A 13703-nucleotide genomic window follows, 5' to 3' on the forward strand; every position below is an offset into this window, starting at 1 on the left:
CTACTCCTTGGCGACGCGTTTCATGTCCGCATCCATCATCATGCGGATCAAGGTATCCAGGTCGGTTTTTGGTTTCCAGCCCAGCACACGCTGGGCCTTGGCCGGGTTGCCGAGCAGCACTTCGACTTCGGCCGGGCGGAAGAACGCCGGGTCGATCTTCACGAAGTCGCGGTAGTTCAGGCCCACGTGATCGAAGGCGATCCGGCACATCTCGCGCACGGTGGTGGTCACGCCGGTGGCCACTACGAAGTCATCGGGCTTGTCCTGTTGCAGCATCAGCCACATGGCTTCGACGTAGTCCCCGGCAAAGCCCCAGTCGCGCTTGGCGTCGATGTTGCCCAGGCACAGTTCCTGCTGCTTGCCCTGCTTGATGCGGGCGGCGGCGTCGGTGACTTTGCGCGTCACGAACTCGATGCCGCGCAGCGGTGATTCATGGTTGAACAGAATGCCGCTGCTGGCGTGCAGGTTGAAGCTTTCGCGGTAGTTCACGGTGATCCAGTGGCCGTACAGCTTGGCCACGCCATAAGGGCTGCGCGGATAGAAGGGGGTGTTCTCGTCCTGCTGCTCGGCCTGGATCAGGCCGAACATTTCGCTGGTGGACGCCTGGTAGAAACGCGTGTGCGGGCTGAACTGACGGATCGCTTCGAGCAGGTGGGTAACGCCCAGGCCGTCGACGATGCCGGTGGTCACCGGTTGATCCCAGGAAGCCGCGACAAAGCTTTGTGCGGCAAGGTTGTAGATCTCGTCCGGCGCCGATTTGATCACCGCGCGCTGCACTGAACAGGCATCGGCCATGTCGCCGTCCAGGTAGACGATGTCCGCCTCGACCCCCATCTCGCGCAGGCGCCAGCGCGAGTCGCTGCTGCGACGCGCCACCAGACCGTGGACTTTGTAGCCCTTGTCGAGCAACAGTTTCGCCAGATAAGCGCCATCCTGGCCGGTGATACCTGTGATCAATGCACTTTTAGTCATTCTTGTCGTACTCGCTTCTCCCAGTCGGACAGGATCGCCCGCAGGGATTGTTGTGTTGTGATTTCAGGCTTCCAATCGGTGGTTTGGGTCAGCCTGGCAGGGCTGCCACTCACACGTCGCTGATCCGCGCGGCGAAGTCGCGCAGGGTCCTGGACCAATTGCAGGTCGACCTGGGCAAGATCTGCCAGCTGTTCGATCAAACTGCGAATGCTCTGCTCGCGCCCCGAGCAAATGTTGTAGACCTGCCCCGGTGTGCCTTTTTCCAGCAAGGCCAGGTAGGCCGAAACCACGTCCCCGACATCGAGGAAATCGCGCGTGACGTCGATGTCCCCGACCTCCAGTTGTGGCCCTTGCAGGCCTTGCTTGATCCGGCAGATCTGACGTGCGGCGCTGGCGATGACGAAGCTGTCTTTCTGACCGGTGCCGATGTGGTTGAACGGACGGGCGACCAGTACGGGCCAGTCCTCGCTCAGGCCCCATTGCAAGCTCAGGAACTCGGCCGACAGTTTGCTCACAGCGTATGGGTTGCGCGGGCAGGGTGGCTGCAATTCAGTGATGGGCAGATGCTCTTCAGCGACCTGGCCATAGACATCGCCGGAGCTGACGTACAGAAACGTGCCGCTGAAGCCGCGTGCCTTGAGGGCTTGCAGCAGGTTCAGGGTGCCCAGCAGATTGATATTCAGGGTACCGGCCGGATCACGAAAAGCCTCCGGGACGAACGTCTGGCCGGCCAGGTGGATCACCGCATCGGGCATGACCGGCCACAAGCCTTCGAGGCTGTCCGGCGCGGCAAGATCGTAGCGGCCGGGAACAGGCAGCAGCTCCCATTCCGAGGCGTCAGCCTGCAAACGCGATTGGATGTGTTGTCCTACGAATCCAGTCAGACCCGTGACAAACAGACGTTTTTTCAACAGCGACCCCCCGGTCATACATTTCATCCATTTCCTACTGGCTTAATGGAAGGGTCTCACGAATCAACAGGATCGCTCGTAAGACAGATGAAATGTTTTGTTGTAGTTGTTTGGTAGCCAATCTGTGCCATTTGCTCGGCAATTTCAACAGGTCCAACCGTGACTGATCAGTTCTCGTCCGCGTAGCCTGATTTATTCTCGTCGGGCGGTTCACGAATCCTCAACGGATGTGGTTAGAATGCCCCTCGTCACGATTACCCGGGGTTCGGCAGCGTCGCTTCGAAACTGCGAGAAACTGACCACTAAAACAAGAACGAAGACGGGCAGGAAGACGATGGAAGAGCGCCAGTAAACACGGACTCGAACCGTATCCTCCCCGTCATAGAGTGAGGCTGCCGGGATGGCGGTGTCACCGTGGGATGCCATGAATTTTATTCTTTACTCCGACGTCAACGACAGCTCCATCAGCCAGAGTCTCGGCCGTCCCGAGTACAGTTACTACTTCGTGCTCAAGGCGTATCGACCGCTCTTTGAAAGCCTCGGGCCGGTGCATGTGGTGTCATCGGCCGCCGAGGTCGATCCGCTGTATCGGCAGTTGCAGCAGGCCGGTCAGGACTGCCTGTTCATTTCGTTCGCGCCACCGCACAAGACCCCCACCGACTTGCAATGCCCGATGGTGTGCGTGGTCGCCTGGGAGTTCGATACCATTCCCGCCGAGCACTGGGACAACGATCCGCGTCAGGACTGGAGCCAGACACTGGCACGTCTGGGGCGAGTGATCACCTTGTCCACCCACACCGCCGAAGCCATCCGCCGGACCCTGGGCGACGACTTCCCGGTGTTGGTGCTACCGACGCCTTTGTGGGAACGCTTCGCCGGCATCCGCCAGCAATATCCCGGTACGCCGGTGAACGCGGGCGCCACGTTGCAGATCAAGGGTTGCATCCTGGACAGTCGCTCGATGGGGTTGTCCGCCGATGGTTTGATCGCGCCGATCATCGAGCAACCGCCGCAGGAAATCGCCGAGTCCGAGTCCGAGCCGGAACCCGAACCCGAGCCTGAACCTGAACCTGAACCTGAACCTGAACCTGAACCTGAACCTCCGGTGCCGCCGTTGACCCTGCGTCGACGCCTCTTCATAACCAGACATTACCTGCTGTTGTGGTATCGCGAAGCCGTTCGCGATCTGGTGCCGGATGCGGTTCGCCCATGGCTGGCCAGATTTCGGACACCTCAAGTGTTGCCGGTTGAACACGCAGTCAGCGAAGCGCCCGTGGCGGATGAACCTGTCATCAGCGAGGCGCCCGCGCCGGATGAGCCCGCAATCAGCGAACCCCCCGTGCAGGACGAACATCCACAAGCGGCTTTCCCCGACACCAGCGAAACGGTTGAAATCGAGGTCGATGGCGTCATCTATGTGAGCGTGTTCAACCCCGATGACGGGCGCAAGAACTGGCATCACCTGATCACGGCGTTCTGCTGGGCGCTGCGTGATGTGCAAGACGCCACGCTCGTGTTGAAGATGACCCAGAACGACCTGTCGACCTATTACGTCGAGCTCATCACCTTGCTTTCCCAGCTCTCGCCCTTCGCCTGTCGCGTGGTGGTCATGCACGGTTATCTGCAGGACGAGCAGTTCGCCCGGCTTTATGGCGCGGCGAGTTACTACGTCAACGCTTCACGTTGTGAAGGCTTGTGCCTGCCGCTGATGGAGTTCATGTCCTGCGCCCGGCCTGTCATCGCCCCGAACCACACGGCGATGCGCGACTACATCGACGAGCGTGTGGCTTTCATCGTGAAGTCCAGCCAGGAGCCGACGATCTGGCCGGAAGACGCGCGCATCCTGTACCGCACATTGCGCCACCGTCCGGACTGGGGGTCGTTGAAAACGGCTTATGAGAACAGCTACGCGATGGCAAAGAATCAGCCGGACGCCTGGCAGGCCATGGCGGACGCGGCCAGCGAACGCATGCGCCAGTACTGCAGCTTCGCGCCGGTGCAGCAGCGGCTGGCGCTGTTCTTCAAACAGGAACCTGCCCGTGAAGTCGTGCCGGTGGTTGCCGAAACGGGGGCTGCATCGTGCTGATCATCATTCATTCGGAAACCAACAAGAGCAACATCCAGCAGAATCTTGGGCGGCCCGAGTACAGCTATTACTTCGTCCTCAAGGAATTCCGCCCGGTGCTCGAACGGCTGGGGCAGGTGATCGAGGTCAGCAACCCGGACGAGTTGGTCGATCGGTTGTATTTCGATTGCCTGAGCCGGGGCGAAGACTGCGTGTTCCTGTCCTTCTCCCCGCCGCATCGCACGCCAGTCCACTACGCGTGCCCGACGATTCCGGTGTTCGCCTGGGAGTTCAGCACCATTCCCACCGAGAGCTGGCAGGGCGAACCACGGCATGACTGGCGGACGGTGTTGGGCTCCTGCGGGACGGCGATCACCCACTCCAGTTTTACCGTGAATGCCGTACGCGATGTGATGGGCCCCGATTACCCGATCAGCGCTATCGCAGCACCTGTCTGGGACCGTTTTGCCGCCCGTGGCGAGCTTCTGGACAAGCGTCCGGTCGTGGGCCCCACACGTCTGAACCTGCGCGGGCTGTTGATCGACAGTCGCACCACGGACTTGCGCCCCTACGGCCCCGAACGTTTGCGCGAAGGCACGCCGATCGCCTTCGACCAACCGCCGCGCGATTGTGAGCTGGTGCTCGAGGGCGTGGTCTACACCTCGGTATTCAATCCCTACGACGGACGCAAGAACTGGAAGGACATGATCAGTGCATTCTGCACTGCCTTTCGCGACACACCCGACGCGACCCTGGTGCTCAAGCTCACGCACCATGACATCGCCAACGCTTTGAACGACATGCTGCACCACGTCTACAAGAATCAGTCCTACCAGTGCCGCATCGTGCTGGTCCACGGCTTTCTGTCCGACATCGACTACGAGCGCCTGGTCGAGGCCACCAGTTACGTCGTCAACTGCTCCTACGGCGAAGGGCAATGCCTGCCGTTGATGGAGTTCATGTCCTGCGGCAAGCCGGCCATTGCGCCGCTGAACACCGCCATGGCCGACTACATCGACCGTGACAACGCGTTCATCGTCGAAGGCACCGACGAACTGACATCCTGGCCCCACGATCCTCGCGCCGCGTATCGTACCCTGCGTTACGTCACGGATTGGGACTCACTGTGTACGGCATTTTCCGTCAGCCATGACGTCGCCAGGCAGGACGTCGAGCGCTATCAGCGAATGTCGGCCCATGCCGTGGGCAGCCTGCAGGGATTCTGCAGCCAGGCCGTTGCCGAACAGCGCCTGAAGGCGGTGTTCGAGCAGTTGCTGGAACGGCGTGAAGCAAACTGCGCACAAGCGTCGGGCACATGATTCGGCGCCTGCTTGCGAAGTTGCGGCCCGCACCGGTAGCGGTCGCCCCTCCAGAAACGCGGGTCTCGCCCAGGGACATCGGGTTGTACGATGCCCTGCTCGACGGCTGGTTTCTCGGCGACAGCGGTGAATTGCTCAAGGGGTTTGCCATCACCGCCGACGACACCTTGCTGGATGTCGGCTGCGGTGAAGGCGTGGCGACTTTGTTCGCGGTCCGCCAGGGCGCGTCGGTGATTTTCACCGACAGTGAACACGACAAGGTCCGCGAGCTTGCCCGACAAGTGGCGGCGCAATCAGACAAGCCGAGCCTGGGGTTGGTCAGCAACAGTTTGCCGCTGCCATTGGCCGAGGGCTGCGCCAGCAAAGTCGTGTGCATGGAAGTACTGGAACACATCGATCAGCCAGAACCCTTCATGGCCGAACTGGTGCGCATGGGTCGCCCCGGCGCGCTGTACCTGCTGAGCGTACCGTCCCCGGTGGGCGAACATTTGCAGAAGGGCATCGCTCCGGCCAGCTATTTCCAATCGCCCAATCACGTACAGATTTTCAGCCCCGAGCGATTCGCCGCGCTGGTGGAAGACGCGGGCCTGGTCATCGAGCATCGCCAGGCGTCCGGTTTTTTCTGGGTCATGGGCATGATTTTTTTCTGGGCCAGCGAGCGCGCTGCCGGGCGTGAATTGGGTGGCGCGGTTCGCGACCGGATTCAGGCGCCGTATCCGCCGCTGATGGAGAGCTGGGCGAAAACCTGGCAGGACTTACTGGCCCAGCCCGACGGGTTGGCGATCAAGCAGATGCTGGATCAGTTCATGCCCAAGAGCCAGGTGATCATTGCTCGCAAACCTCATGTCCAGGAGGGCGCATGAGCAACGAAAAACGGATCATGGACATCGAGTTGTTGCGCGGCATTGCGGTGCTCGGCGTGCTGTTTCATCACCTGCAGGACAGCCTGTTCGCGGCGGCTGTGCCGTTGTTGCAAGTCATCACGCTGTACGGTCAGCCGTGGTGGGGCGTGGATCTGTTTTTCGCGATCTCGGGCTTCGTCATTGCCCGCAGCCTGATCCCGGCCTTGCGCCGTTGCACAACGCGTCAGGAATATTGGCAACAGACGCGTAATTTCTGGTTGAGACGGGCCTTTCGATTGCTCCCTTCAGCCTGGTTATGGCTGGCGCTGATGTTGCTGGCGTGCCTTTTTCTCAACCGCTCCGGCGCGTTCGGCACCCTGCACGCGAACATTCAGGCGACCCTGGCCGGCATCGCCCAATACGCCAATTTCCGCTTTGCCGACAGTTTTTATCACTACGAGTACGGCACCAGTTTCGTGTACTGGAGCCTGTCGCTGGAAGAGCAGTTCTACCTGCTGTTTCCGCTGATGATCGTGCTGTTTCGCAAGCATCTGGTGTGGGCGTTGCTGGCGCTGGTTGCGGTGCAATTGTTCACCTTGCGCACGCCGATCCTGATGGTAGTGCGCACCGATGCGCTGGCCCTTGGCGTGCTGTTGGCGATGTGGAGTACGCAACCGTCGTACCTGCGCTGGGAGCCAAAATTCTTGCGTCGTCCATGGGCGGGCGTTGCCGCATTGATCGCGCTGTCGTTGCTGCTCAGCTTCCTGGCAACGGATCGTTTCACCTTCACCTCTTACCGGATCGGCGTGATTGCAGTGCTGTGCGCGCTGCTGGTCTGGATCGCTTCTTACAACCGCGATTACCTGTTGCCGCGCGGCGTGTTCAAAAACCTGATGACGTGGGTCGGCAGCCGTTCCTACGGGATTTACTTGATCCATATCCCGGCCTACTTGCTGGTTCGTGAATTCATTTTTCGTTTGCAGGCTGCCGGGCTGCCCAGTCCGGCTGGCCATCCGATCTTGATGGTGCTGATGGCTGGCGGCCTGATCGTACTGCTGAGCGAACTCAACTATCGCGTCATCGAAATGCCCATGCGCAACCGCGGCGCCTCGCTGGTCAAACGCCTGGGCACTTCCCGAACAGCCGTCACATCCTCTGGAGCCACCTCATGCTGAGCCTTTTGAAGAAACTCACGGCGGGCACGCCCGCGCCTGTGCAGCCAGAGACACCGCCCGCGGCGCCAGTGGCGGAGAAAGTCGACCCTTACATGCTCGGCTTGCACGATGCGATGCTCAGCGGCTGGTTCAATCAGCAGACCGGCGAACTGTTCAGCGGATTCCCGGTGACCCCCGAGGACACGCTGCTGGATGTTGGCTGCGGCGACGGCGGCAACGTGCATTTCTGCGGGATGCGCGGGGCGAAGATCATCATCGCCGATATCGACGCGGCCAAGGTCGAAGCGACCCGCCAGCGCCTGAGCGATACACCGGCCCGCGACGTCGAATGCCATGTCACCGACTGCAACCCGCTGCCGATTGCCGATGCGACCGCCACGCGGGTGGTGTCGACCGAGGTTATCGAGCACGTGGACGATCCAGCCCAGTTCCTCGCTGAGCTGGTGCGCGTCGGTAAACCGGGCGCGTTGTATCTGCTGAGCGTCCCACACCCCAGCTCCGAAGACCTGCAGAAAGATATCGCGGCGGCCGAGTATTTTCAGAAGCCCAACCACATCCGCATCATCAGCGAAGAGCAGTTCAAGGCCATGGTCAGCGATGCCGGCCTGGAAGTGATCAGCCACAGCCAGTACGGATTCTACTGGTCGATGTGGATGCTGTTGTTCTGGGAAGCCAAAGTCGACTTCAGCAACCCGGACCATCCGTTGCTCAACCACTGGGCGGATACCTGGCAGGCGATCCTGGCTTCGCCACGGGGCGCACAGATCAAGCAGGCGCTGGATGCCGTAGTGGCTAAAAGTCAGGTGATCATTGCGCGTAAACCCTGATCAGCAACGCTCACCCGGGCGAGGCCGCGAACTCAAGCCTGATTGCCCGGGTACACCTGCATAACCCTTGCCCATTATTGGCTGGAGCGAACGGCCCCTCCATCGATCAACAGGTTCTGCCCGGTCAGGTAGCCCGCATGGTTGCTGCAAACGAAGGCACACAGCGCACCGAACTCTTCGGGTGAGCCGAAGCGTTTGGCAGGAATTTCGCTACGGCATTGGCCAAGGAATTCCTCGCTGTCCTGCCCCGACTCCTGGGCAGCAGCGACCAGGTTGTCACGCAGTCGATCGGTGTCGAATGAGCCTGGTTGCAGGTTGTTGATCGTCACATTGCGACTGGCGATGTTTTCTTGCCGGGCAAGCCCTGCGATAAAACCCGTCAGACCACTGCGCGCGCCATTGGACAGGCCCAGGCTTTCGATAGGGGACTTCACGGCGCTCGACGTGATGTTGATGATTCGACCAAATCCACGTGCCGCCATACCGTCTACCGTTGCCTTGATCAACTCGATAGGCGTCAGCATGTTGGCATCCAGCGCCTTGAGCCAGGCGTCGCGATTCCATTCGCGAAAATCCCCGGGGGGAGGGCCTCCAGCGTTGTTGATCAAGATATCGAAATGCTCATGGGCCATGAGCGCTGCCGCCCGACCCTCGGCCGTCGAAATGTCTCCGGCTACGGCGATGACCGTCACTTCAGGATTTAGCGCTCTGAGCTCACGGGCTGTTTCATTGAGCGTGTGCTCGCCGCGTGCGGTGATCACCACGTTCACGCCTTCATGGACGAGTGCCTGTGCGCAGGCTTTGCCCAGACCTTTGCTGGCGGCGCATACCAGCGCCCAGCGTCCTGCTATTCCCAGATTCATGTGCGTTTTCCTGAAATAAGAATGCTCAAAGAAAGTGGTTGCCTATTCATGCATGATCCACCGTTGCAGACCGGCTTGGCGATCGAGCACTGATGCCCATGAAGCGCCGCACTCGTTCTCCTTCGGCATCGCATCGTATGGTTTCAGGTGCGGCATCCAGTTGGATATTACCGTTTTCCATGAATACGACCCGGTCGGATATCGACATGGCAAAGTCCATTTCGTGGGTCACGATCAGCATGGTCATGCCCTCTTTGGCCAGGTCGCGGATCACGTTCAGCACGTCGTTGACCAGTTCCGGGTCGAGGGCCGAGGTCGGCTCGTCGAATAGCATGATCTGCGGTTCCATCGCCAGGGCTCGAGCGATCGCCACGCGCTGTTGCTGCCCACCGGAGAGCTGGTGCGGGTACTTGTGGGCATGGGCCAGCAGGCCGACCTTGTCCAGTAGCGCATAGGCACGATGTTCACTCAGCTCGCCCGGCTGGCCATGGTAACGGGGCGCCAGGGTGACGTTGTCGAGAATGGTGCGGTGCGGGAACAGGTTGAAGTTCTGGAACACCATGCCGATGTGCCGCACGCCTTTGCGCAGGCGGGTGCTGTTGGGTTTTTCCGACGCTTCGATGAATTTTTCGCCGAACAACAGAATGTCGCCGGTATCGATGGTTTCCAGGCCGTTGACTGTGCGGATCAGCGACGTCTTGCCGGAGCCGGATGGCCCGATGACCGAGACCACCTGGCCGTATTCGACATTCAGGTCGATGCCCATCAGCACCTGGTGGGTGCCATAGCTTTTCTGGATGTTCTTCAGTTGCAGGATGGGCGTCGCATTGTTGCCTGCCGCTTTGCGCGCAGTGTCGGGCAACGCTTCGGCGCTGGCCCTGAAGTTGGCTATGGCGGCCGCGTCGAGTGTGTGAGGCTTGCGGAAGTTCAGGTCCAGGTAGCGCTCCAGGCGCTGCAGGAAAAAACCGAACACGGTGACGATCAACACGTAATAGACGCCTACCGCCGCCAGGGTTTCCATGACCAGAAAGTTGGTGGCATAGAGGCGTTGGCCGACCGTGAGGATTTCGGTCAGGGAGATGACCGAGACCAGCGATGTCAGCTTGACCACCGTGATGTATTCATTGATCAGCGTGGGCAGCGAAATACGGAATGCCTGGGGGATCACGATCAAGCGTTGCATGCCGAACAGGCCGACACCCAGGGCGCGCCCGGCTTCCTTCTGGCCTTTGGCCACGGAGATCAGGCCACCACGATGGATTTCCGCCATGTACGCCGCTTCAGTGACCACCAGGGCCAGCAGGCCCGAGTAGAAGGGGTTGGACAGAATCGGTCCGCTACCGGGAAACAGTTGCGGCAGGTTGTAGACGAAGACCACCAGCACCAGCAACGGAATGCTGCGGAAGAACCAGATGTAGACCGCTGCGGGAATGCGCAGCAAGGGCGTGTGGGACAGCTTGGCCGTGGCCAGGACAAAACCCAGCAGCATGCCGATGAACCAGGCCAGGGCGCTGAGCTGGACCACCGTTACGCAGGCCTTCCAGAAGTCCGGCAGGGAGAACAGGGACAGGAAATATGACCAATCGAATTGCATGGGGCACCTCGATCTGCCGCCCCGGTGCAGGGGAGGCAGATGACCAGACTACAAGGACAGGTTCTTAATTGGCAGTCGGTTCTTCCAAGCCATATTTCTGGAGAATTGCGGCGTATTCACCGCTCTTTTTGCTCTCCTCGAAGGCCTTTTGCACGGCCTGGAAGGTTTCGTCGTTACCTTTCTTGACGAAGATGCCCAGGGTTTGCTGATAAATCGGATGCTCGGTGGTGATCACTACCCGGCCGTTGGTCTTTTCCGCGATCATTTTTGCCGCGCCGGCGATTTCAACCTGGGCCTGAATGTTCCTGGACAACAAGGCCTGGGTCACTTCGGGGGCCGAAGGGTACTCGCTGACGGTGATGGCGCCTTTGTTGTTCGGCACGCAGTAGTCGTCGGAGAGCTTCTTGAATTCCTTGACCCAGGTGGTGCCCTGTTCCAGGCCCAGTTTCAGGCCGCACAGGTCTTCAGGCTTCTTCGCATTGATCTCGCTGCCCTTGGGCACCATGACCGCGGCACCGGTGTTGGCGTAGGCGATGGTCTGGGCCTGAGTCTGGCGCTCTGGCGTGATGTACATGCCGGAAATGACTGCGTCGTACTTGCCGGAGTTCAAGCCCAGGATCAGGCTCGGGAACTTGGTGTCGACGAACTCCACCTTGGCGTTCATGTGCTTGGCCAGTGCCGTTGCCAGTTCGGGGTCCGAACCCACCACGTTTTTGTCCTTGTCATAGGACTCAAAGGGAGGGTAGGTGATCTCCATGCCGACCTTGAACGTGTCTGCCGCGGCCATGCTCACCGAGGCACCGAACATACCGGCTGCCAATACAGCCAGGCTCAAAAGGTTTTTCTTGTTGTTTTTCATGATGTACTGACTCCGGCGTAGGTAGGGGGTTAGCTGAAAACTTCAATCAGGACGGTTGAGCCTGATTTTTCAAATGTCCGAAACTGGCGGGCTTGCGTGCCTTGCCTGGCAGTTGAACTTCCCCGTTGGCCACCCTCTGGCGCAGATACTGATAGGTCTGCAGCGCCTGACCATACATGTGTTCGCCGATGGTGATTTCTTCGTAGTCGTTGCCTGCCTGTGCGAACCCGGGCAGCGGTTTGATCTGGGTGTGATAGTCGCAGGCATAAAACAGCGGAAAGGAATAACGTTCCTCCTTCACGCTGCGCACCCGGTGCGCGGTGGCAACGAATGCACCTGCGGTCATCACTTCCAGCATGTCGCCGATGTTGACCACAAAGGCATCGGCAATCGGTGGTGCATCGATCCATTGGCCAAGGTTGTTCATCACCTCAAGGCCTGGTTTGTCGGCCAAAAGGATGGTGAAGCATTCATAATCAGTATGGGCTCCAAGACCCGGTGCGTCATGGGCGGCACCGTCGAAGGGGTAGTGGATGAGGCGCAGCTTGGACGGGGGGCGGGTGACCAGGCTGTCGAAATAGTTTTCTTCCAGACCCAGGGTCAGGGCGAAGCCACCGAACAGGCGCCGGCCCAAGGCGAAGATGGCTTCATAGTAGACCTGCACCGACGCCTTGAAACCTTGCAGCTGCGGCCAGTCATTGGGCCCCAGCAATGGCGTGTTGGTCAGCACCAGCGGGTCATCGGCCGGGACTTCGAAGCCGACGTCAAAGGCTTCCTTGTGGTCCGGCTTGCCCTTGGAATAGACCTCTTCGCCTTCGGGCACAAATCCCTTGTGGGTTTGCGAGGTGCCGATGTAGTGCTGCATCTTGGTGTCGAAGGGCTGGTCGAAAAAGTCCTTGGCCGCCTTGCGCAGGTTGGCGATCAGTTGCGGGTCGATACCGTGATCGGTGATGTAGAGGAACCCGACCTCGCTGGCGGCGCGCCCCAATTGTTCGGCGACGGCCAGGCGGTGTTCCAGTTCAAAGCTGAACAGACCGGCGATGTTGACCACCGGGATGCTGTTGAAGTTGGCTTTGTGTGTGTCAGTGCTGGCGCTGTTGTTTTTATTGTCAGGCATGACGCATCGGCTCCCTAAGGATGGCTTGAGTGGCTGAAACGGTCGAAGTGTTCGCGCTCGGTCTGGCCCATCCACACGTTCAACGACCACAGGTCGGCGACCGGGACATTGGTGAAGGGCAAATGATGCAGGTAGCCATCGGCGCCGAATTCCGGAGTCAGGGTGCTGACCTGGTAACCGCGGGCTTGCTGCGAGCGCCAGATGCTTTCCCAGTGCTGCTGGTGGAAGGCCAGTTCCCTTGCATATTCGGGAGCCGCCGGGTGCGGAACCTGCGGGCCCTGGTCGTAACCGACCCGGGCCTGGATATGGTGAACCCGCTCGATGAAAGCGCTCAGGTCATCGGCCGGATCATTCAACAGGCGCTCGCAGGTCACGACCCAATGGCTGATGTCACTGGTGAACAACAGATCGGGCAGTTGCCGGATCAACTCCAGGGTCACCCAGGGGTTGAACAGCGAACGCGAACGGTGGGTTTCGAAACTGCAGACCTGGCCGTGCTTGCGCGCCAGATCCAGCGCCTGGCCGAAAAACTCCACTTGCTGTGGCAAGGCCCAGCGGTCATTGCCCGCCAGCACGTTGACGAAGCGCGGGCCGAGTTCAGCGGCCCATGCGAGTTTCTGGTCGAGGTCATTGAGGTGAATGGCGGGGGACGCAGACTGGTCCGGCAGCACGTCATACGCGGTGAAGACTGTGCTGATATAGCCCAGGCGATTGGCCTGGAGAAAGGCGCCAAACTCGGTCCGTTCACGGGCGTCCAGTGGCAGGCGTGCTTCCATGCCATCAAAGCCCGCTTGCAGCAACTCCTCGAGAGCCTGAGCCTTGCTGGCGGTGTAACCCCACAGCGTGCGAAAAATTTCCAGCTTCATCGGTGATCCTCAAAAAACTCAGGGCCTACTGCAAAAGCACTTCGACGGCGCCAGGCTGCCAAGAGGCTGGTTCGCTGTGGAGCCGATGTTAGGCACAGGCCGCGCGCTGAAAGAATCTGAAAGTTCAAATGAATACTTCAGACTTTCGTTAACAAATAGCTTGCTACTTATAGCGCTGGCCGGAAGGGGTTTTATGGGCGAGAACCTGTCTACGTTGGCTATTAGCGAGAGATGCCATTATTGCGGCATCATTTTGAAGAGTCCCAAGCGACCCCGGGCCGATGAGGGTTCGC

12 protein-coding genes are annotated in these 13703 nt (G+C 59.9%); 5 read left to right on the plus strand and 7 right to left on the minus strand.

All coding sequences use genetic code 11. From position 1 onward, the window contains the following. Both gmd and KGB20_RS14955 read right to left on the minus strand, forming a co-directional pair. Positions 1–972 (minus strand): GDP-mannose 4,6-dehydratase, encoded by a 972-nt coding sequence (gene gmd, locus KGB20_RS14950; RefSeq protein WP_057713902.1) that lies wholly within the window; start codon positions 970–972, stop codon positions 1–3. After that, positions 969–1883, minus strand: a complete 915-nt coding sequence (locus tag KGB20_RS14955; protein WP_223532710.1) for a GDP-mannose 4,6-dehydratase — start codon at positions 1881–1883, stop codon at positions 969–971. The genes gmd and KGB20_RS14955 overlap by 4 nt, the downstream gene beginning before the upstream one ends. Before the next feature lie 424 nt (positions 1884–2307). Between KGB20_RS14955 and KGB20_RS14960 the strand changes: the two genes are divergently transcribed. From KGB20_RS14960 to KGB20_RS14980, 5 genes are read left to right on the plus strand one after another with little or no spacing between them, the layout of a single operon-like run. Continuing rightward, a complete protein-coding gene (locus tag KGB20_RS14960) occupies positions 2308–3969 on the plus strand; it encodes a glycosyltransferase (RefSeq protein WP_223532652.1) in 1662 nt (553 codons plus the stop codon). Next, on the plus strand, positions 3963–5267 hold the full coding sequence (locus KGB20_RS14965) for a glycosyltransferase (protein ID WP_223532653.1): 1305 nt from the start codon (positions 3963–3965) through the stop codon (positions 5265–5267). Before KGB20_RS14960 ends, KGB20_RS14965 begins: the two co-directional genes overlap by 7 nt. Then, the gene (locus KGB20_RS14970; RefSeq protein ID WP_150814931.1) at positions 5264–6130 is read left to right on the plus strand and encodes a class I SAM-dependent methyltransferase; all 867 of its coding nucleotides are present in this window, start codon (positions 5264–5266) and stop codon (positions 6128–6130) included. The genes KGB20_RS14965 and KGB20_RS14970 overlap by 4 nt, the downstream gene beginning before the upstream one ends. Further along, positions 6127–7284 (plus strand): acyltransferase family protein, encoded by a 1158-nt coding sequence (locus KGB20_RS14975; protein WP_223532655.1) that lies wholly within the window; start codon positions 6127–6129, stop codon positions 7282–7284. The genes KGB20_RS14970 and KGB20_RS14975 overlap by 4 nt, the downstream gene beginning before the upstream one ends. Further along, positions 7278–8111, plus strand: coding sequence for a class I SAM-dependent methyltransferase (locus KGB20_RS14980; protein ID WP_223532657.1), 834 nt, complete (start codon positions 7278–7280; stop codon positions 8109–8111). The genes KGB20_RS14975 and KGB20_RS14980 overlap by 7 nt, the downstream gene beginning before the upstream one ends. A gap of 74 nt (positions 8112–8185) precedes the next feature. On the opposite strand, the gene KGB20_RS14985 is transcribed toward KGB20_RS14980, so the two are convergent. The 5 genes from KGB20_RS14985 to KGB20_RS15005 form a co-directional block, all read right to left on the minus strand. Then, complete coding sequence (locus KGB20_RS14985; protein WP_057713909.1) at positions 8186–8974, minus strand: SDR family oxidoreductase; 789 nt, start codon at positions 8972–8974, stop codon at positions 8186–8188. Positions 8975–9020: 46 nt separating this feature from the next. Further along, positions 9021–10568, minus strand: a complete 1548-nt coding sequence (locus KGB20_RS14990; protein WP_223532659.1) for an amino acid ABC transporter permease/ATP-binding protein — start codon at positions 10566–10568, stop codon at positions 9021–9023. Between the two features lie 64 nt (positions 10569–10632). Beyond that, entirely contained in the window at positions 10633–11427 is a 795-nt protein-coding gene (locus tag KGB20_RS14995) for an ABC transporter substrate-binding protein (RefSeq protein WP_057713911.1), read from the minus strand. Between the two features lie 46 nt (positions 11428–11473). Continuing rightward, a complete protein-coding gene (locus KGB20_RS15000; protein ID WP_223532661.1) occupies positions 11474–12544 on the minus strand; it encodes an isopenicillin N synthase family dioxygenase in 1071 nt (356 codons plus the stop codon). 14 nt (positions 12545–12558) lie between these two features. Continuing rightward, a complete protein-coding gene (locus KGB20_RS15005) occupies positions 12559–13410 on the minus strand; it encodes a sugar phosphate isomerase/epimerase family protein (RefSeq protein WP_223532663.1) in 852 nt (283 codons plus the stop codon). Positions 13411–13703: the final 293 nt, after the last annotated feature.

The organism is Pseudomonas sp. BF-R-30 (assembly GCF_019956175.1).
Taxonomy (GTDB): domain Bacteria; phylum Pseudomonadota; class Gammaproteobacteria; order Pseudomonadales; family Pseudomonadaceae; genus Aquipseudomonas; species Aquipseudomonas jessenii.